This is a genomic window from Tepidibacter thalassicus DSM 15285 (genome assembly GCF_900129915.1).
Lineage (GTDB): Bacteria > Bacillota > Clostridia > Peptostreptococcales > Peptostreptococcaceae > Tepidibacter > Tepidibacter thalassicus.
Window position 1 is genome coordinate 1 of the sequence record NZ_FQXH01000006.1, and the last position, 20,452, is coordinate 20,452.

General features: G+C 29.5%; 20 protein-coding genes. 1 reads left to right on the plus strand and 19 read right to left on the minus strand.

Going from position 1 to position 20,452, the window contains the following annotated elements; all coding sequences use genetic code 11:
- The 8 genes from BUA19_RS01915 to BUA19_RS01955 all read right to left on the minus strand — a co-directional run.
- Nucleotides 1-242: helix-turn-helix domain-containing protein (locus BUA19_RS01915; protein ID WP_178137420.1), on the minus strand; the 242-nt coding region annotated here is incomplete at its 3' end.
- A 259-nt stretch (nt 243-501) separates the two neighbouring features.
- Nucleotides 502-1,476: an RnfABCDGE type electron transport complex subunit B gene (gene rnfB / locus BUA19_RS01925; protein WP_072723208.1), complete on the minus strand. Its 975-nt coding sequence runs from the start codon at nt 1,474-1,476 to the stop codon at nt 502-504.
- Nucleotides 1,477-1,932: 456 nt separating this feature from the next.
- Entirely contained in the window at nt 1,933-2,505 is a 573-nt protein-coding gene (gene rsxA / locus BUA19_RS01930) for an electron transport complex subunit RsxA (protein ID WP_072723209.1), read from the minus strand.
- Nucleotides 2,506-2,517: 12 nt separating this feature from the next.
- The gene (rsxE, locus tag BUA19_RS01935) at nt 2,518-3,114 is read right to left on the minus strand and encodes an electron transport complex subunit RsxE (protein ID WP_072723210.1); all 597 of its coding nucleotides are present in this window, start codon (nt 3,112-3,114) and stop codon (nt 2,518-2,520) included.
- A 15-nt stretch (nt 3,115-3,129) separates the two neighbouring features.
- Nucleotides 3,130-3,690: an RnfABCDGE type electron transport complex subunit G gene (locus BUA19_RS01940; RefSeq protein ID WP_072723211.1), complete on the minus strand. Its 561-nt coding sequence runs from the start codon at nt 3,688-3,690 to the stop codon at nt 3,130-3,132.
- Nucleotides 3,690-4,634, minus strand: a complete 945-nt coding sequence (locus BUA19_RS01945) for an RnfABCDGE type electron transport complex subunit D (protein WP_072723212.1) — start codon at nt 4,632-4,634, stop codon at nt 3,690-3,692. The genes BUA19_RS01940 and BUA19_RS01945 overlap by 1 nt, the downstream gene beginning before the upstream one ends.
- A 14-nt stretch (nt 4,635-4,648) precedes the next feature.
- Nucleotides 4,649-5,974, minus strand: coding sequence for an electron transport complex subunit RsxC (gene rsxC, locus BUA19_RS01950; RefSeq protein WP_072723213.1), 1,326 nt, complete (start codon nt 5,972-5,974; stop codon nt 4,649-4,651).
- Nucleotides 5,975-6,166: 192 nt separating this feature from the next.
- A complete protein-coding gene (locus tag BUA19_RS01955; protein WP_072723214.1) occupies nt 6,167-6,949 on the minus strand; it encodes a hypothetical protein in 783 nt (260 codons plus the stop codon).
- Nucleotides 6,950-7,032: 83 nt separating this feature from the next.
- On the opposite strand from BUA19_RS01955, the gene BUA19_RS01960 reads away from it, so the two are divergent.
- The gene (locus tag BUA19_RS01960; protein ID WP_072723215.1) at nt 7,033-7,578 is read left to right on the plus strand and encodes a lytic transglycosylase domain-containing protein; all 546 of its coding nucleotides are present in this window, start codon (nt 7,033-7,035) and stop codon (nt 7,576-7,578) included.
- Nucleotides 7,579-7,587: 9 nt separating this feature from the next.
- Here BUA19_RS01960 and BUA19_RS01965 read toward each other — a convergent pair whose 3' ends face one another.
- From BUA19_RS01965 to BUA19_RS02015, 11 genes are all read right to left on the minus strand, one after another.
- Nucleotides 7,588-8,451: a C40 family peptidase gene (locus BUA19_RS01965; protein WP_072723216.1), complete on the minus strand. Its 864-nt coding sequence runs from the start codon at nt 8,449-8,451 to the stop codon at nt 7,588-7,590.
- A 30-nt stretch (nt 8,452-8,481) separates the two neighbouring features.
- Nucleotides 8,482-9,006, minus strand: coding sequence for a DUF2284 domain-containing protein (locus BUA19_RS01970; RefSeq protein WP_072723217.1), 525 nt, complete (start codon nt 9,004-9,006; stop codon nt 8,482-8,484).
- Between the two features lie 143 nt (nt 9,007-9,149).
- Nucleotides 9,150-10,628, minus strand: coding sequence for a flotillin family protein (locus tag BUA19_RS01975; protein WP_072723218.1), 1,479 nt, complete (start codon nt 10,626-10,628; stop codon nt 9,150-9,152).
- A 39-nt stretch (nt 10,629-10,667) separates the two neighbouring features.
- Nucleotides 10,668-11,189, minus strand: coding sequence for an NfeD family protein (locus BUA19_RS01980; RefSeq protein WP_178137421.1), 522 nt, complete (start codon nt 11,187-11,189; stop codon nt 10,668-10,670).
- Nucleotides 11,190-11,326: 137 nt separating this feature from the next.
- On the minus strand, nt 11,327-13,069 hold the full coding sequence (locus BUA19_RS01985) for a 5'-nucleotidase C-terminal domain-containing protein (RefSeq protein ID WP_207645962.1): 1,743 nt from the start codon (nt 13,067-13,069) through the stop codon (nt 11,327-11,329).
- A 133-nt stretch (nt 13,070-13,202) separates the two neighbouring features.
- The gene (gene glpT / locus BUA19_RS01990) at nt 13,203-14,543 is read right to left on the minus strand and encodes a glycerol-3-phosphate transporter (protein WP_072723219.1); all 1,341 of its coding nucleotides are present in this window, start codon (nt 14,541-14,543) and stop codon (nt 13,203-13,205) included.
- A 181-nt stretch (nt 14,544-14,724) separates the two neighbouring features.
- A complete protein-coding gene (locus tag BUA19_RS01995; RefSeq protein WP_072723220.1) occupies nt 14,725-16,377 on the minus strand; it encodes a glycoside hydrolase family 13 protein in 1,653 nt (550 codons plus the stop codon).
- Nucleotides 16,378-16,388: 11 nt separating this feature from the next.
- Nucleotides 16,389-17,201, minus strand: a complete 813-nt coding sequence (locus BUA19_RS02000) for a carbohydrate ABC transporter permease (protein WP_072723221.1) — start codon at nt 17,199-17,201, stop codon at nt 16,389-16,391.
- Nucleotides 17,201-18,064: a carbohydrate ABC transporter permease gene (locus tag BUA19_RS02005; protein WP_072723467.1), complete on the minus strand. Its 864-nt coding sequence runs from the start codon at nt 18,062-18,064 to the stop codon at nt 17,201-17,203. The genes BUA19_RS02000 and BUA19_RS02005 overlap by 1 nt, the downstream gene beginning before the upstream one ends.
- A 34-nt stretch (nt 18,065-18,098) precedes the next feature.
- Nucleotides 18,099-19,052: an ROK family protein gene (locus BUA19_RS02010; RefSeq protein ID WP_072723222.1), complete on the minus strand. Its 954-nt coding sequence runs from the start codon at nt 19,050-19,052 to the stop codon at nt 18,099-18,101.
- Between the two features lie 64 nt (nt 19,053-19,116).
- Nucleotides 19,117-20,430 carry an ABC transporter substrate-binding protein gene (locus BUA19_RS02015; protein WP_072723223.1) on the minus strand — a complete coding sequence of 438 codons (1,314 nt, stop codon included), beginning with the start codon at nt 20,428-20,430 and terminating at the stop codon, nt 19,117-19,119.
- Nucleotides 20,431-20,452 lie beyond the last annotated feature (22 nt).

Here is a 20,452-nt window from a genome sequence, read left to right on the forward strand (position 1 = left end):
TATACTTTTGCATAATCTGTATTTTGCTTACGAAGTAACTTAATTTGACTTCGCTGTTCTGACATTTTCATGTTTTTATTGTAACAAGTATAATATTCTTTTCTTTGAGCTAAATAAGTATTATAAAGGAGTTTACATAAAAAACTATCTCTTTCTATATCTGCTATTTGCTCTTTTGTAGGATATATTTGAATTTTTTTGCATAATATAATACTATTTTCATTTTTCTTCTTGAACCCCATTTTCTAGAATCCCCTTTATCTCTTTTTTTAGTTTTTTCTGTTTATAACTTCTACTACCATAAAGCTTAGCAGAAAAAACATGAACTATTATCATCAAATCTAATGTATAAAATAGTCAACAGATTCTTATATGTTTTTTCAGATTTTATTTAACTGTTAAAACCACCTCTTTACATACCACTACCCTTAACTAGTTTATCACTTAAAAGTGAAAAATACAATAAGGTGTGGTAAATACCACACCTTATATTTTTACCTTTTATTTTAATTTTATAGCATCTTTTGGACATTTTTGAACACATACACCACAGCCTATACATTTATCCTCTACTACTTTGTGTTTTTCCTTTAATTCTCCTTTTATAGCATCAACCGGACATTTATTTTTACATATAGTACATCCAACACATTTTTCTTCATCTATAAATGCTTTTTTTCTATTATTAATTTCTCCTGCTATAGCTTTAGTAGGACACTTCTCTACACAAACCATACATTGTGTACATTTTGAATAATCAATCTTTGCTAAATTATTTTCAAAAGTTATAGCTCCAAAAGGACAAGCTTTTACACATATTTGACATCCTATACATCCAACAGCACATTTAGACTTTACATCTTTTCCAAACTCTTTACTGTTGCACTCTACAATAACATCTTGACTATATGGAACCCAATCAATTACAGATTTTGGACAAACCTCTATACATTTACCACAAGAAACACATTTATCCTTATCTATATGTGCTATGCCATCTTTTATAGTAATAGCACCAAATTGACATACATTTACGCATGTTCCAAATCCTAAACATCCATATTGACAAGACTTAGCCCCTCCAGATACCAAAGCAGCTGCTCTACAATCATTTATACCATAGTATTCACTCTTATCTTTTGCATTATTGCAAGTTCCTTTACATATAACTTTCGCTACTTTTTTTTCACCCGTTTCTGCTTCTATCCCCATTATCTTTCCAATTTTTTCTGCACACTCACTTCCTCCTACAGGACATGCATTTATAGGGGCTTCTCCACTTACTATAGCGTTAGCAAGACCTCCACACCCTGGATAACCACATCCTCCACAATTAGCTCCAGGTAAAACTTCATTTATCGCTTCAACTCTCGGATCTACTTCTACTGCAAATTTTTTAGAAGCATATGCAAGTCCAGATCCAAATATAAGCCCCATAGTACCTAAACTAATAACCGAATTTAATATTAAAGACATTTCTATTCAGCTTTATAAAATCTATAAAAATTATAGATTTTATTCATACACTCAATATTTTTACAAATATTAGTGTACATAATAGCATATCTCTACAATGCTATACCGCAAGCCAACGGTACTTTTGTTCACCTCTCTTTTTTAAATCAAACAACTAATTTTCCATAATGAAAATGTAGAGTAGTTGCTTGATTTATATTTTTATAATTCAATGTTTTATTTTTATTGTGTTTATTAAAAATCCCATATTCTTTTGATTACTACAATTTAAACAAGTTTTAGAGGTGTAATAACCCACTTTAACATCATGCAATTTTGCCTTGTATGTTAATACCTAACCTCCAATTTTATTTACAAAAAACACGAACTATTATCATTAAATCTAATGTCTAAAATGATCAATAAATTCTTATATATTTTTTCAAATTTTATTTAGCTGTTAAAAGCACCTCCTGTTTAAACTAATCCTGTAAATCCTAAAAATGCTATAGCCATAAGACTTGCTGTAATTAAGGCAATTGGAAATCCTTTAAAACTCTCTGGTACATCTGCAATCTCAAGTCTTTCTCTAATACCTGCAAATAAAACTATAGAAAGTGTAAATCCAACAGCAGCTCCAAATCCATTTGTTATTGTTTCAATTAAATTGTATTTTTTATCTATATTTATTATAGCAACCCCTAAAACTGCACAGTTAGTAGTTATAAGAGGCAGAAAAACTCCTAATGCTTGATAAAGAGTTGGACTTACCTTTTGAATTACCATTTCAACAAATTGAACCAAAGATGCTATTACAAGTATAAATGCAATCGTCTGTAAAAACTGTATACCTAAAGGTTCAAGTACATAATACTGAACAAAATACGTTATTGTTGAAGCTAAAGTCATAACAAAAGTAACCGCCATACCCATACCAATCGCAGTTTCAACTTTTTTTGAAACTCCAAGAAATGGACAAATTCCTAAAAACTTAGACAAAACAAAATTATTTACAAGTATAGAACTAACCAATATTAAAAATATCTTCATATAAAATCCCTCCTAACTAGCTTTTTTATTAGCAATTTTATTAAGCATTGCAAGAAGTAATCCTAAAGCCAAAAATGCTCCCGGAGGTAATATCATTATAAGTGCCGGCTTATATATAGTACCCATTAAAGGAATATTAAATATGCTTCCATTTCCAAACAATTCCCTTACCATTCCAAGTACTGTAAGAGATACTGTAAATCCAAGTCCCATTCCAAGCCCATCTACCATAGACGCTATCGGATTATTTTTAGAAGCAAAACTTTCTGCTCTTGCTAATATTAAACAGTTAACAACTATAAGAGGAATAAACAATCCAAGCTTTGCATCAAGAGCAGGAACATAAGCCTTTAAAAGCATTCCTACCATAGTAACAAACGTAGCAATAACTACAATAAATGCAGGAATTCTTATTTTAGAAGGTATAATTTTTCTAATTAACGATATAACTAAATTTGAACATATTAAAACTGCAGTTGTTGCAAGTCCCATTCCCATTCCATTTTCAGCTGAAGTTGTAACTCCAAGAGTCGGACACATTCCTAAAACTTGTACAAATACTGGATTTTCATTTATAATACCATTTTTAAAAATTTTTCCTAATTTCATTTTTTCACCCCCAACCTATTTTAAAACTTCATTATATACTCTAATTGCTTCATTAACTCCATCTGTTACAGCTTTTGAAGTTATAGTAGCACCAGATATTGCGACAATTTCATTTTCTTTAGGTCCTGGATTTTTTATAACTTCTATATTTTTATCTACACTCATTCCTTTATATTGACCTTTAAATTCTTTATCTGCAGCTTTTGCTCCAAGTCCTGGAGTTTCTGCATGGTTACCAATACTTACTCCATGGATAGTTCCATCAGTTCCTATTCCTACCATAACTTCAATTTCTCCACCATATCCCTTTGGAGCAGTTTTTATTGTATATCCTACAACATCATTTCCATTTAAACCTTCATATATTTCTTTAATTATTTCAGACTTTATATTCTCATCTTTAACAGCTCTAAAATCATCAGCTTCAGGTAATACTTCCTTACGAGCCTTAATATTTGCTATTTCATTTTGTTTTTGTATAGCAGGTAATGTCACATTATTAGTAACCCCAAGAACTGTTGCTGATACTGTTGTTATTATTAAAAGAATCATTCCCAATTTAACTATTTCTTTCATTACCTAACCACCTCCCCAAATACTTTAGGGTTTATATATTTATCAATTAGTGGTGTCGCTACATTCATTAAAAGTATTGAATAAGAAACTCCTTCTGGATATCCTCCCCATAATCTTATAACAGTAGTTAATATACCACATCCTATAGCATATATAATTTGACCCTTATATGTTACAGGAGATGAAGCATAATCTGTTGCCATATAAAAAGCTCCAATCATAAGTCCTCCTGCAAACAGGTGATAAATAGAATTACTTAAATCAAATCCTCCAAATAAAAAAGTTAATATAAATACAGTTCCTACATAATATGTAGGTATTACATATGTTATTACCCTTCTATACAAAAGGTATAAACCTCCAATTATTAAAAGTATTGCTGATGTTTCTCCTACACACCCTCCAACATTTCCTATTAAAAGATCAAATATACTTGGTTTTGCCATATCTACAGCTTCTACACCTTTAATTATAGCTAAAGGAGTTGCTGTTGATACTGCATCAGCTCCTGGACTTACCCAAGTTGTCATTTCAACCGGCCAAGAAGCAAGTAACATTGCACGAGCAGCAAGTGCTGGATTCATAAAATTATGACCTAATCCCCCAAATAACTGTTTTACAATTACAATTGCAAATACAGACCCTATAAAAGGTAACCACCATGGCGCTGATGAAGGTATATTAAAAGCAAGTAAAAGCCCTGTAACTACAGCCGACCAATCATTTATAGTTATCTCTTTACCCATAAGTTTCTGAGTTATAGCTTCTGCTAAAACTGCTCCAATTACCGCAGATAATATTACTGTTACAGCACCAATTCTAAAATAATAAATAGAAGCTATGGTTGCTGGAAGCAATGCTATTACAACATCCCTCATTATAGTAGCAATATCTTCATTAGATCTTAAATGAGGAGAAGATGAAATTATAAATTTTGTATTCATTCTCTTACCTCCTTTTACTTATTTTGTTTTCTTTTTTTAGCTATTATTTCTCTTTTTGCAACTCTTATTGATTGAAGAAGTGGCCTTTTAGATGGACAAATAAATGAACATGATCCACATTCTATACAATCAAGAGCTCTATATTCTTCTGCTTTATCAAAATTATACTTTAAAGAATATGCACTTATATAAAGTGGTTGTAAAAATGCTGGACATATCTGAACACATTTTCCACATCTTATACAATTTTTAGGTTTTGGTAAAGTTGCATCTCTTTTATTAAGACATAATATTCCCGAAGCTCCTTTTGTTACAGGTACTTCAAGAGTATATTGTGTAAGTCCCATCATAGGACCTCCCATTATTACCTTTCCTGGTTCTTCTTTAAATCCTCCACATTGATTTATAATTTCTTCAAATAGTGTTCCAATTTTAATTATTAAATTTTTAGGATTTTTTATAGCACTTCCTGTAACTGTAGTAATCCTTTCAATTAAAGGCATTCCAGTTTTTATAGTCTTAGCAATCTGTGCTGCTGTACCTACATTATTTACAACAACTCCAGCATCCATAGGAAGTCCTCCAGATGGAACTTCTCTTTTTGTACAAGCATATATGAGCTGTTTTTCAGCACCTTGAGGATATTTAGTTTTTAAAGACACAACTTCTATATTTTTTTCATTTCGTACTGCCTTTTTCATAACTTCTATTGCATCTGGTTTATTATCTTCAATTCCTATATACCCATTTTCAACATTTAAAACTTTCATAATTGCTTTAAGTCCATAAACTACATCATCTGGGTTTTCAAGCATAAGTCTATGATCTGCTGTAAGATATGGCTCACATTCTGCACCATTTAATATAACTGTATCTATTTTTTTATCTTGTGGAGGAGATAACTTTACATGAGTTGGAAATGTCGCTCCTCCCATACCAACTATCCCAGCCTCTTTTATTATCTCTAATATTTCTTTTCCACTTAAAGAGCTTATATCTCCTTTTGAAGTAACACTTTCATGTACTTCATCCAAGAAATCGTTTTCAACGATAATGCACAAAGCACTACCACCAGGTGTTGGACATTCTTTTATTCCCTTTACTGTACCTGATACTGAACTATGTACAGGTGAAGAAACAAACCCTTGTGGTTCTCCTATTTTTTGACCTACTTTAACTTTATCTCCAACTTTTACAATAGGTTTACATGGAGTACCTATGTGCTGTTGAAGAGGTATATAAAGAGTAGCAGGGTCTTTAGCTCTTTCTAATTGCATATTTTCTGTATATTTTTTTCTGTGCGGTGGATGAATTCCACCTTTAAAACTCAAGAGCTTCATTCATATTACCTCCTTACAATAAACGTTTAAAATGTGAATAAAAATACACATTAATATAAAAATAAGTTCATAATATAGTATACTACATTTTTTTTGTAAAGTCCTAAAAAATAAATAATTAACAGGTTTAATTTAACATTTTATCCTATATTTTAAAAAAAGAGCCAAAAAATTGGCTCTTTTCACATTTTTTTAATTTACAGTTTTTAATTTATTTATAAAATTGTAATAATCAAATAACCCTGATAAAAAAAGTTTTTCACAGGAATACATATTCCCCTTCTCAAAATTTTCTTCTATTTCTTTCACACTATTTGCATACTTTTCGCAAAATTCTTTTAAATTATTTTTGAAATTTTCTGCATTTTCATATTGTATATTTTGAATATTTTTTGTTAATGAATCTACTATCTTTTTCTTTTCATTTATAATAGAAATATAATTTTCTCGCTTAAATGTACCTATAGTATATTCATACCAAAATTTAGATTCTCTTTTCATATTTTCATTCATTAATTTTAATTCTCTATAAATATCATCCATATAAAAGTATTTATCAGTATATTCTAGTTTTATTCCAGAAACTTTTATTTTAGATATAAAAGCATCAGTATAATTTTCTTTAACACCACTTAAAAGATTTCTTATACAATTTTCATCTAAAAAAGTATAACTGTATATTTTATATGCATTATCTTTTTTTAACACATAATTCGGTATTAAATTTTCATCTAAATCTTTTTTTACAAGATCAACTTTCCCATAATCTTTTAAAGATCCTACTTGAATAGAATATATTGTAAAAGAATCTATGAAACGACTATTTTTATCATCACTTTCTATTTTTACCGCTTTTATAAGCTTGTCTTTACTTAATTGATAGAATATCAATTTTGATGAAAAACTTGCCAAAACAGGTATTAATAAAAATAAAACAAACACAACTAATCTTTTCTGCTTTCTTCTTTTATTCATTAGTAATTCCTCCCTATTTACTAGTTTCTATATTATTTATATAATATAAATATAAAAAATATTACTATTAAAGGAGTAATAATATGAATAATTTAGTAAAACAAATTTATTTAGATAAAATAAGAGAAATAGAAAGCAGAATTCCCGTAAAAATTCAAAAAAATAATATTAAAAAAAATAATCAATTTAACAATATACTTAAAGAAAAAATCAACAATACACATGATATAAGTAAATATATAGATATAGATAAATATATAAAAGAAGCTTCTTTAAAATACGGAATAGATGAAAATTTAATAAAATCAGTAATAAATGCAGAATCTAATTTTAATCCAAATGCTACATCAAATAAAGGTGCCATGGGACTTATGCAATTAATGCCTAATACTGCTAAATCTCTAGGTGTAAAAAATCCTTATGATGCTAGAGAAAATATAATGGGAGGTACAAAGTATTTAAATTATCTTTTAAACAAATATAAAAGTATCCCTTTGGCATTAGCTTCATACAATGCAGGTCCTGCAAATGTAGATAAATATGACGGAATTCCCCCATTCAAAGAAACTCGTAATTATATCAAAAAAGTAATAAATACTTATAATAATATGAAAAAAAGTGGCAAATAAGCCACTTTTTTATTCAACAACCCTTCTTGCACATTTATATGTTTTTAAATAATATCCCTCACTTAAACTCGATATCATAACCCTTGCTTTTGCCGATGATGCATGTATAAAATTTCCATCACCTATATAAATACCTACATGATTTATACTTCCATCTCTACTTGTATCAAAAAATACTAAATCCCCTAATTTTAACTCATCTTTCGAAACACTAGTTCCAACTTTACTTTGAGATTTAGAACTATGAGGAAGATCTATCCCCATTGCTGTTTTATATACATACATTGTAAATCCAGAACAATCAAAAGTATCAGGACCACTTGTTGCCCATACATATTTTTTACCAATTTTACTATTAGCAACTTCATACACTTTTATAATTCTCTTATCCCCTCTTGACACAGCTTTATTTTCTTGTTTTATTTTTATAAAAGAACTATATATGTACCCTATTTGTTCATTAAATTTAACTTTATACCAATCTGAATTTTTATCAAGTATTTCAACTTCATTTCCAATTTCTAAAGTCTCTATAATAGGACTTTCAAGACTATCTCCTTCCCTAAAATTTACATCATTTCCATTTATAATCCCTATTGTTTGCTTTTCCTGTACATATTCTCCACTAACCCAACCTTCATTTCCATTATCCAATTTAATTTTATACCAACCATCTTTTGTTTCAATAATCGGAACTTGATCTCCCTTACTTAATTTTGATATTATATCAGAACTAGTATTATTTTCACTTCTCACATTTAAAACATTGGCCTTTATTTCTATTTTTTTATAACTATTTGCAAAAGGATGCGATATATTTAACGTCAGCGCCATAAATGCAGCAAATACAGGTATTAATGCTCTTTTTTTCATCTGTTCCCTCCTTGTTATCATCAGTTAAAATCAATCTAGTAATAATATACCTACTAAATTTATTGTCTTATAATCATTATAATCTAAATCAATATTTATATTTTGAAGCGTTTTAGTTAAATTAACCCCTACTGCTTCTGGCGAAAATCTCCTTCTATGAGGTTTTAAACACTCCTCAGAACACAGTTCACATTCATTACAAGAACCCGGTCTTAAAAGGTGTGCAAAATTATAACCTCCATCAAAAGCAGCTTTTTCAATCTCTAACATTTTTTCAAAACTCTTCTTTTTAATACTATCCCATACTTTAAAAATATCCTCATTTTCATTTATATTGTTCTTCTCTATCAACACAATACCTTCTTTATATTCATTTAATATTTTTTTAAAATCATCTATCGATATACAATGTGGTGGACAATTGAGCCTTTTCCCAAAGTCCTTACACCCATAAGCACATTTTAAATAAACTCTATATTCTACTACAATATCTTTAGTTTTAATAAAATGTACATCAAAACCCTTCTTTTTAGCTAATTTCAATATTTTTTCCATATTATCCCCCTAATTCAAGCACAAAAACGCTTTCAACAAAATTATACATTATAAATACACAAATTTAAACCCCTAAAAAAAACCATTCCTACATTTTTATAAAACTATTCCATAAAAAAATTGGCGATTATAATCGCCAATTTTTATGCATCTGCCTCTGCTTTTTCATCATATTTTTCATCTTTTATTTCTTCATATTTTACAGTATTATTACCAAATTTATTCTTTACCATATCCATTATGTTTACTCCTGTTAATGCTTCCACAGTTTCAGGAACTTGCGACATAATATCTGTTATATATCCAGATATTTTAGAAGCCCCTTTTCCTTCTCCTCCATTATCGACAATAACAATTTTTTCAGTTTTAGAAAGTGGTGTAGCAATACTTGTAGCAATTTCTGGCAACTTCTCAACGAGCATTTGAATAATAGCTGCCTCATTATACTCTTTAAACGCCTGAGCTTTTTCACGCATAGCTTCTGCTTCTGCTTTACCTTTTTCTTTTATTATTTCAACTTCAGCAAGTCCTTCAAGTCTTTTTGCCTCAGCTCTTGCTTGACCTTCAAGTCTTATGGCCTCAGCTCTAGCATGTGCTTCTTTAATCTGCTTATAATTTTCAGCTTCAGCACGCTTTTCTGCTTCATATTTATTTGCATCTGCTTGCTTTTTAACCTTTGCATCAAGTTCTTTTTCTATTCTTATGGATTCTTTATCTGCTATTTCAATTTCTTTATCTTTTTCTAAAAGCTTAACTGCCATTTCAGTTTCTACAACTTCTTTTTTCACTTTATTTTGCTCAATTTCATAAGCAAGATCTGCTTGAGCTTTTTTAACTTGTTGTTCTTGTCTATATACTTGAACTTTTAACTCTTTGTTCTTCGTAAACTCTGCTATTTCAGTTTCAGATTCAAGTCTAGCTTTTTCACCTTCTTTAAATGCCACTGCAGTTTGTATTTTAGCATCTCTTTCAGCTTCAGACTTTTTAATTTCAGTTTCAGATTTTGCCTTTGCTTGTGCAATTTCTGCATCTCTTTTAACTTCAGCAATTCTTTTTTTACCTAAACTATTCAAATAATCATGATTATCTGATATATCACGAATTGTAAAAGCTTTAATCTCAAGCCCCATTTGAGCAAGATCTACTGCTGCAACTTCTTGAACTTGAGCTGTAAATTTCTCTCTATTTTTATATATTTCTTCAACAGTCATTGTAGATATAATTTCACGAAGTTTACCTTCCAAAACATCCTTAGATGTTACTTTTATTCTCTCTATTGTTTCCTTTTCATTACCTGTATTAAACTGTTCCATAGCAGATAAAATCGATTCCTCATCTGATTTTACCTTTACAACAGTAACTCCATCTACAATAATTTCAACGCCTTCTTCTGTCAATGCACCATCTGTTCTAACTTCTATTTTCATGTTTTCTAAAGAAAGAATATCTGTTCTTTCTAAAAGCGGAATAACAAATCCTCCTCCCCCAGATATTACTCTCTTCTTAAGACCTGTTACAACCATAGCTTTATCTTGTGGAACTTTTTTCCACATAGATAAAAATCCTATAATTAAAATTAAAACAACACCAACAATAATAGTTGAATACATTAAAACATCCATAAACAACTCCCCTTTTTATATTATATTTACAATCTAACTTTATTTAATAATATCTACATAAAATACATTATCTTCTATTAAAACAATAATAACTTCACTGCCAACTTTTATTCTTTTACCATCTATATGCTTAGCAGGTGAATTATAAGTATTTCCATTTATAGTATATTTTATTTGACCAAATCCATTATCTACAATTGTCGCAACAACCTTTGCAGTTTTACCTATCAATTTTTTTTGAGATACAGAACTTGTATTTTGTGCTTTCTTCAAAGTATTAATAACAAATTTGTTTACTAATAAACAAACTGATAATGCTATTACAAAGGAAAATAAAAATACATATAAAGATGTCTTTCCAAGTTTTGTCTGCATAACTCCTAATCCACCAAAAATAGTTATAAATATAGCAACTATTATAGGCTTTATAGGAAACACCCCTAAACTAGGTATATCTCCTTCTATACCCGTTCCGTCTATACCTGTTAAATCGAACAAATTACCTAAAATAACAGACACTAAAGCATATAAAATCCCTACTCCAAATAAAACTTCATACACTTTTAATATAATATCTCCCCCTTTTAACAACATAGTTATACTAATATTTTACCACAATATTCCTGGAAATTTCCTTAAATATTTCTTAAATTTTCAATTAAATAAATAAATTAAAAAGAGGCATTAAATGCCCCTTTTTAATTTACAACAGGAATTGATAATTGTTGTCCTGGAAATATTAAATTTGGATTTTTTAATGAATTAAACTTTGCAATTTTTTGCCACTTAACATTATATTTTTTTCCTATTTTATAAAGCGCATCTCCTTTTTTAACTACATAAACTACTACATTCTTATTTTTAGATTCTTCAACTTTAGCCTTAGGTTCTTGAACTTTTGGTTGTTCAGTTTTTACTTCTTTAGCTATTAAACGATCTTGTTTTTTATAATCTAATACTTTAGCTTTCTTAACAGCTTCAATTAAAGCATCCCTTATAGCAATAGTTTCACCTAAAGCCTTAGCTTCTTTAAATACTGTATATCCATCTCCGCCACTTGCCATAAAATCATTAGTTACAACTTTATATGTCTTGTTTAAATCCACTTCTTCGCCATTGTCTAAAATCATCTTAACAACTTTATTGCCTTTTTTTGCTCCTGGTATGTACTCAACTTTTACACCTGAAAATTGAACTGATCCAATTTCTTCATTTTCTATTCCATGTTCAAATATTTCTTTTATTTGTTTTCCTGTCATTTCAAAAGAAGATAATACATTATCAAAAGGCATCACTTCATACATTTTTCCAACTGTAATATCTCCTGCAGGAATACTAGTTCTAAGTCCTCCTCCATTAGTTACAGCAATATCTGCATTTTCTAATTGTTTCATAACATCTGTAGTCCATTCTCCCAAAGTACTTAATTTATAACGATCATGATCTAATTCATTTACTGTTTTTCCTATAACCTCATCTAAAATAGGTCCCACTTTTTGAGTATATTCATCTACTATTTTTTTTACAGCTTCATCATCTTTTAAATCTTTTCTTTCATACAATAAATCTAAAGAAGACTCTTTTTTAATTATTTTCTTTGTATCTTTATCTACTGTAAAAGAAATTTTTCCTAAAGCTCTTCCATATTTATATCCTTGAACTACAGGTATTCCATTTACCATACCTGCTACTTTTTGGTGAGAATGTCCTAATATAATTCCATCAACATCTTTTATATTAGCAAGTTCTGGTACTTCTAATTTAATTGCTTTTGTTTGTTTGTCTTGAAATGCTCCTATGTGAGTTAAAAGTAGTACTATATCTGCTCCTTCTTCTTTAACCTTTGGAACTATTTTTTTCGCAATTTCAGCAGGATTTTTAAACTCTAAACTTTCTACATTTTGTGGTTTTGTCTTATAAGCTGTTTCTTGAGTTGTAAGTCCTATTATTCCCACTTTTATTCCATCTACATCTACTATTTTGTAAGGATCTGCCCAAGTAACTGGCTTATTTGTATTCTTATCATATATATTTGCTGCTAAAAAAGGTATACCTGATATTTCTTCCCATTTTTGGATTTTATCTAATCCCCAGTCGAATTCATGATTTCCTACAGCTGAAAACATAATTCCAGCTTCTTTCATCATTTTAGCAACCGGTTCCCCATATAATAAATTAGATACAGCAGAACCATTAAAGTTATCCCCTGCTGATAATACTATAGTATTAGGATTACTCTCTTTTGCTTTTTTTATGGCATTTACCAATTTCGCTGCTCCTACATTTTTTCCACTTTCTTTAAGCGAACCGTGAAAATCATTGATTTGTAAAATATCAATTGTCACTTCATTTGCTGCTTTCGCTACTGGAACTTGTCCAAACATAGTTAAAATCATTAAAAATGAAACTATGTAAGAAATTAAACGTTTTCTCGAGTTCAAAATTGTCCCCTCCATTTCAAATTTTGTAATTAACTAAATATTTAGTTCAGTTTCATTATACTAAAATTTTATTATATATTCAATATTTTCTATTATTTATTGTATAATAAAAAACCACCTAAAAGGTGGTTTTTTACCCTAATACTTCCTTTTTATCATTGCTTTTAGATCTATCATGAGTATTCCAAGTAAGCGCTAGGAAAAATACAGCCAAGAAACAAGCTGCTATTATAAGTTTAAATCCTCCATCCCAGCCTGTTTTATCAACTACAACACCTACAACAGCATTAGCAAGTACTGCTCCTCCCATATACCCAAATAATCCTGTAAAACCAGCTGCAGTACCAGCTGCTTTTTTAGGAACATAATCAAGTGCAGCAACACCGATTAACATTACAGGACCATAGATTAAAGCTCCAACTGATGCAACTGCAATATTAATAGCCATTATACTTGTACTCTTCCAATAAATAAATACTGATATAATTACACCTAACATACATATTACACCCATTGGTGCTCTTCTTCCATTGAATATTTTATCACTAATCCATCCAACTATAATTGTTCCAGGAATAGCTGCCCATTCAAATAATGCAAAAGCCCATCCTGCTTCTTTAATATTAAATCCTTTTACCTCTTTTAAATAGGTAGGGATCCAATCCATAACCCCGTATCTTACTAAGTATACAAATATATTTGCTATCGCAATATACCATATATATTTATTACATAAAACATATTTAAATAATATCTCTTTTCCTGATAATTCTCTTTCTCTATCATCTACATTAACTTCTGGATAATCATTTTTGTATTCTTCAATCGGTGGTAATCCAACTGATTGTGGTGTATCTCTTAAAAATATAGCAACTAAAATACCAATAGTTATTGATATCATTGCAGGAAAATAAAACATACCTCTCCAAGAACTAAATATTGTCGCACCTGCTATTGCTAAAGTTGGAACTAATGCTCCACCTATATTATGTGCAACATTCCATATAGACATTTTAACTCCACGCTCTCTATCAGAGAACCAATGTGTCATAGTTCTTCCAGATGGTGGCCAACCCATACCTTGAAACCATCCATTTAAAAACATCAATATGAACAATACTGATATAGTTGAAGCATAACCAAATAATAAGTTCACAATACCTGATAAAATAAGTCCTGCTGACATAAAATATCTAGGATTACATCTATCAGATATATTACCCATTACAAATTTACTCAAACCATAAGATAACCCTAATGCAGATCCTACTAAACCAATTTGTGCTTTAGTAAACCCATAAGTTTTAATCAAATCCGGTGCAGCCATGGCATAATTCTTTCTTATAAAATAATATGCTGCATACCCAATAAAAATACTCAAAAACACCTGCATCCTATACCTTTTATATTCACTATCAATTTTATGCTCTGGCATACGTTCAATAGCCGGTGCAGGTTTAAAAATTTTAAGCATGTGATATCCCCCTTTCTATTTTTAAGAAAACATTTTCCCAAGGTAAAAAAATAAAGATACCTTCAAAGCAAGTTCTTAACTTACTACTTTTCAGGTATCTCCCATCTCTTTACCTAATGTTTACTTATTATATATAATTTTACCATAAATTCACTAAATTTTCAAGTTTATTTCTCCTTAATTATAAACTGTAAACTCTAGCTTCATAAGGTCTTAATTTTATTTTATTTTTTACTTGATTATCTGTTTCATAATTGCCAATAAGCAACTCAAACTTCTTATTTTTATATTTTTGCGGAATCTCAAATTCAACTTCTTTATCAAAAAAATTCAAAATTACTAAAATCTCTTTATCTTCTAATTTTCTAACATAAGAAAATATATTTTTATCATCTTTGTAAATCAAATTCAAATCGCCATATACTATAACCGAATTTTCTTTTCTCAGTTTTATAAGCTTTTGATAATAATAAAATATAGAATTTCTATCCTCCAATGCACTCTTTACATTTATATATTTATAATTTGGATTTACATTAATCCACGGTGTAGCATTTGTAAAACCTGCATTTTCACTATTATCCCACTGCATTGGAGTTCTCGCATTATCTCTTGAAGTAATTTGAATTCTTTTTAAAATAATTTCTTCATCTATTCCCTCTTTTATCTTTTCATTATAATAATTGAGTGTTTCAACATCTCTATAGTCACTTATATTCTCAAAATACGCATTAGTCATTCCTATTTCTTCACCTTGATATATATAAGGCGTTCCAACAAATGTATGTAAAAGAGTTGCAAGCATCTTAGCCGATTCCACCCTGTATTCCTTATCATTTCCAAATCTAGATACCATTCTAGGTTGATCATGATTATTCATAAATAAAGAATTCCATCCCTTGTCCTTTAAATCTTCATACCATCTCATAAAGATATCTTTTATATCCTTTAATTCCCAAGGAACTTTAATAAATTTATCCTTTGGATCATTCGAAATATCCATCAACTCAAAATGAAAAATCATATTAAGTTCTTTTCTATCTTCTCCTACATATAAAGGTGCCATTTTAGATGAAACACAAGGTGCTTCTCCAACAGTCATAATATCGTAATGCTGAAATACTTCCTCATGCATTTCTTTTATATAATCATGTATTTTAGGTCCATTTATATAAATCCCATCAGGATTATCCACTACATCTGGAAGTCCTTCTTTTTTAGAATAAAAATTAAATACATCCATCCTAAACCCATCTACACCTTTATCAAGCCAAAATTTCATCATTTTATATATTTCTCTTCTCATATTCTCATTTTCCCAATTTAAATCAGGTTGTTTTTTTGTAAATAAATGCAAATAATAATCTTCTGTTTTTTCATTATATTCCCATGCCGATCCCCCAAAAAAAGATTTCCAATTATTTGGATACTGTCCATTTTTTCCTTCTCTCCATATGTAATAATCTCTATATGGATTATATTTGGAAGAAGCAGCTTTTACAAACCATTCATGTTCATCAGAAGTATGATTTACCACTAAATCCATAAGTATTTTTATTCCCCTATTATGAGCTTCTTTTAATAATCTATCAAAATCATCCATATTTCCAAATTCATCCATTATGTTTTTATAATCACTTATATCATACCCATTATCGTCATTTGGAGACTTGTAAATAGGACAAAGCCATATTACATCTACCCCCAAAAATTTCAAATAATCGAGTTTTTCAATTACCCCATTCAAGTCTCCTATCCCATCACCATTTGAATCATAAAAACTCCTAGGATATATTTGATATACTACTGCTTCCTTCCACCATTCTTTTTTCATTATAATCACTCCTATTTTATACTTCCTGCAGTAACACTTTTAATAATATGCTTTTGAGCAATAAAGTAGAATATTATAACTGGTATAATAGTTAATGTAAGTCCAGCAAGAGCTAAATGCCACTGCTTAGTATATTCTCCAAAGAAAAAGAATGTTCTAAGAGGTATAGTATGAGTTTCTGGTTTGTTTATAGTCAAAGATGGAAGTAAAAAGTCATTCCATATCCAAACTGTATTAAGTATTGATACTGTAATAGTGATAGGCTTTAATATAGGAAAAATAATATACCAAAATGTCTGCCACTTATTACATCCATCTATAATCGCAGCTTCATCTAACTCTTTAGGTATTCCCTTCACAAATCCATGATATAAAAATATTGAAAGACTTGCTCCAAAACCTAAATACATAAACATAAGCCCTGGTATATTTAACATATTAAGTTTTCCCATAATACGTACCAGTGGAAGCATTACTGCTTGAAAAGGTATTAACATTGCTGCTATAAATAAGAAAAATATAAAACTACTCATTTTAGTCTTTGTTCTCTCAAGCATCCAAGCTGCCATGGCTGAAAATACCACTATTAAAATAATACTTCCAACCGTTATTATTAAAGAATTAAAAAACACTTTCCAAAAATCTAACCTTTCAAAAGCTTCCACAAAATTTGTAAAATTTAATGAACTCGGCATACCCAATGTATCTTGAAATAACTCTCTTTTAGTCTTAAATGCATTTACTAATATAATATAAAACGGAGAAAGAAATATTAATCCCGTGATAACTCCTATAATACCCAAAATAAATTTTTTCATTTTCATTACATTTCCACCTCTCCTTTTTTGCTAATATACACCTGAGTAAGAGTAATAGCACCTATAACTATAAAAAATATAACAGCTTTTGCCTGTGCCACACCCATTTGATTAAACTTAAACGCCGTATTGTATATATTCATAGCAAGCATTTGAGTAGAATTAGCTGGTCCTCCTCCTGTTAAAGACAAGTTTTGATCATAAAGCTTAAATGAATTTGAAAGAGTTAAAAACAAACTTACAGTAAACGCTGGTCTTACTAGTGGAAATACTATATGCTTTACCCTTTGCCAAGCATTAGCTCCATCTATTTTAGAAGCTTCTATCAATTCTTGAGGAATATTTTGAAGAGCTGCTATATATATAATCATTAAATAACCAGACATCTGCCAAGCCATCAAAATAACAAGTCCCCAAAATCCTGTATGTGTATTAGAAAGCCATCCCAAAAGCCACTTTGCCCCAATTGTTTCTCCTAAAGCAGCAAAAGCTTTTGTAAATATAAACTGCCATATAAAACCTAATATAAGACCTCCAATTAGATTTGGCATAAAAAATATAGTTCTAAGAACATTGCTTATTTTAAGTCCTCTTGTAACTAATAAAGCTAAAGAAAAACCTATTATATTTATACTAATCACAGAAGCTATAGTAAATTTAGTTGTAAATATAAAAGAATCCAAAAATCCTTTATCTTTAAAAACTTCCATGTAATTTTCTAATCCAATAAAATTAATATCCGATTTTATTCCATTCCAATCTGTAAAAGAATAATATATACCAAATATTAACGGTATTATAACTACTACTGTAAAACCTAATAATGCTGGTCCTACAAACCCCCAAAATGATAATCTACTTTTATTCATAAGCTTCTCTCCTTTATCACTTCTTAATGTCACATTATTCATAAAATGCAAGAGCTCCTGCTCCTACTAATCCACAATCTTCTCTTTGAGCCTTTTTAATTTCACATATTTCTCTACTTGGTTTTAAAGACATACTATTAATTGTACTTATCATCTTATCATAAAACATATCCAAACAATTTGAAACTCCTCCACCTATACTAATCTTTTCTGGATTATAAAGAGCTATTATATTAAAAAGACCTATACCTAGGTAATATCCCTCATTCTCTACTATCTCAAGAGCTAATTTATCTCCCTTTTTAGCTGCTTCAAATACATGCTCAGCTTTTAATTTACCTTCTCCTTTTATCTGTGAAATCAAACTTTCATTTCCTTGTAAAAGTTTTTCCTCTGCTATTCTCTCTATAGCAGTTCCTGAAGCAAACGCCTCTAAACATCCATTATTTCCACAATTACATTTAGGTCCATTTATACTTATAATCGTATGACCTACTTCAAATGCATTTGAATTTGCTCCTCTTTGAAGTTTGCCATCTATTATTGCTCCTCCACCAACTCCTGTGCTTACTGTTATATATATAAAATTTCTTGAATTTTTTCCAAACCCAAACAAATACTCTCCTAAAGCAGCTGCATTGCCATCATTTTCAAGTTTTATAGGAATATCCTTAAAATCTTCAGAAAGAGCTTTTACCACTTCAACATTTTTCCATCCTTTTAAATTTGCACTCTCTATTATTACTCCTCTTTCACTATCTAAAGGTCCAGGAGATCCTATTCCTATTCCCTTCAAATCTTCCTTTTTTAAATTAAGTCTATTTAACAATTCATAAATAGTATTTTTAATATTATTTAAAGCATTTTCCGGTCCCTTCTCAACTTCTGTCGGAATCTTAATATTATCTAAAACTTCTCCATCTTTTGTCATAATACCTATATTTATCTTCGTTCCTCCTAAATCAATTGCACAGTATAAATTCTTCATCTATTTTCACCTCTATTTATTATTTTTTTAAAATAGGAAAGTCTAATAGACTTTCCTAATAAATTTATTTTCTCGCATCAGCCCAAGTAGCTTTAGCATTTTCAACTAATTTTTCCCAAGTTATTTTTCCAGAAAGATAATTTTGTATATCTGTACCAAGCTTTTCTTGTCCCCATCCTGTAGGGTAACCCATAAATACCCATGGCATAGTTTTACCTTCATTAGAATATTTTAATATATCTTTTGCAAGTGGATCTTTTGGTTGTAAATTATCTCCTTCATATCCTTTTAAAGCTGGTATAAATTTAAATTCATTTATTATTAAATCTTTTCCTTCATCAGAAGTATATAACCAATTCAAGAAATCTTTTGCTACCTTTTTAACTTCATCATCTTTTCCATTGTTTATAGCCCAATACATAGGAACTCCTACAGGTATAGAATCTTCTTTTACTCCTTCAAGTGGTATAGGAAGTATTCCTATATTTTTAGCTAATTCTTCATCAATACCTTCTATACTTCCATAAGCCCAGTTACCTTGTTGAATTAAAGCTACTTGTCCTAATGAAAATAACTCTTCAACTTGAGTAGAATAATCTACACTATTTAAAGAAGCCTTAGTTCCATCTGGCTTATATCCATAATCAGCTTGAAGATCTACAAGTTTTTTAAGAGCATCTGCATATTTAAACTCTATATTTTTTGCATTAAATGTATCTTTTATATTTGAAAACTCATTTGAGAATGCAACATTTGATAAATGAAGTCCAGTTACCCAAGTTTCCTTAGCAGGAAAAGCAAATACTGATTTTAATCCTAACTCTTTCTTTTTTGAATCAAGAGTTTTTACTGCATTTTCTAAATCAGCAAAAGACTTTATACTTTCTGGATCTATTCCAGCTTTTTTAAATATTTCCTTATTATATATAAATCCATATCCTTCTTGATTAAACGGCATTCCGTATATTTTTCCATCTTTTGTTACGGCATCTAGAACACCTTTAAAAGTTTGAGATACCCATGGTTCATTGCTTAAATCTTCTAATTTTTCTTTCCAATCTATTACATCTTGAATTCCACCAACATTGAATATTGCAGGTTCTTCTCCAGATGCAAACTTAGATTTTAAAGCTGCACCATAGTCATCTCCTCCACCTACAGTTTGTATATTTATTTTTACATTAGGATTTTTCTCCATATACATTTTTGCTGCTTTTTCTAATGCATCTTTAGCTTCTACTTTAAACTGGAAAATATCTACATTTACTTTTTTTCCATTATCAGCAGTTTCTTGATTCGAAGAACCACAAGCCGTTAATGATAACATCAACGCCAAAACACACGCAAATACTGAAAATAATTTCTTTTTAATTTTCACCTTTCACCACTCCTTTTTTATA

Bases quoted from the DNA above. Each gene is read 5' to 3' on its own strand.
- BUA19_RS01970 (WP_072723217.1), bottom strand. From the start codon at position 9,006: ATGGAAAAAATATTGAAATTAGCTAAAAAGAAGGGTTTTGATGTACAT.
- rsxA (WP_072723209.1), bottom strand. From the start codon at position 2,505: ATGAAGATATTTTTAATATTGGTTAGTTCTATACTTGTAAATAATTTT.
- rsxE (WP_072723210.1), bottom strand. From the start codon at position 3,114: ATGAAATTAGGAAAAATTTTTAAAAATGGTATTATAAATGAAAATCCA.
- BUA19_RS02010 (WP_072723222.1), bottom strand. From the start codon at position 19,052: ATGAAGAATTTATACTGTGCAATTGATTTAGGAGGAACGAAGATAAAT.
- BUA19_RS01965 (WP_072723216.1), bottom strand. From the start codon at position 8,451: ATGAAAAAAAGAGCATTAATACCTGTATTTGCTGCATTTATGGCGCTG.
- BUA19_RS01940 (WP_072723211.1), bottom strand. From the start codon at position 3,690: ATGAAAGAAATAGTTAAATTGGGAATGATTCTTTTAATAATAACAACA.
- glpT (WP_072723219.1), bottom strand. From the start codon at position 14,543: ATGCTTAAAATTTTTAAACCTGCACCGGCTATTGAACGTATGCCAGAG.
- BUA19_RS01955 (WP_072723214.1), bottom strand. From the start codon at position 6,949: ATGAATAAAAGAAGAAAGCAGAAAAGATTAGTTGTGTTTGTTTTATTT.
- BUA19_RS02005 (WP_072723467.1), bottom strand. From the start codon at position 18,064: ATGAATAAAAGTAGATTATCATTTTGGGGGTTTGTAGGACCAGCATTA.
- BUA19_RS01960 (WP_072723215.1), top strand. From the start codon at position 7,033: ATGAATAATTTAGTAAAACAAATTTATTTAGATAAAATAAGAGAAATA.
- BUA19_RS01945 (WP_072723212.1), bottom strand. From the start codon at position 4,634: ATGAATACAAAATTTATAATTTCATCTTCTCCTCATTTAAGATCTAAT.
- BUA19_RS01995 (WP_072723220.1), bottom strand. From the start codon at position 16,377: ATGAAAAAAGAATGGTGGAAGGAAGCAGTAGTATATCAAATATATCCT.
- BUA19_RS02000 (WP_072723221.1), bottom strand. From the start codon at position 17,201: ATGAAAATGAAAAAATTTATTTTGGGTATTATAGGAGTTATCACGGGA.
- rsxC (WP_072723213.1), bottom strand. From the start codon at position 5,974: ATGAAGCTCTTGAGTTTTAAAGGTGGAATTCATCCACCGCACAGAAAA.
- rnfB (WP_072723208.1), bottom strand. From the start codon at position 1,476: ATGTCTTTAATATTAAATTCGGTTATTAGTTTAGGTACTATGGGGCTT.
- BUA19_RS01975 (WP_072723218.1), bottom strand. From the start codon at position 10,628: ATGGATGTTTTAATGTATTCAACTATTATTGTTGGTGTTGTTTTAATT.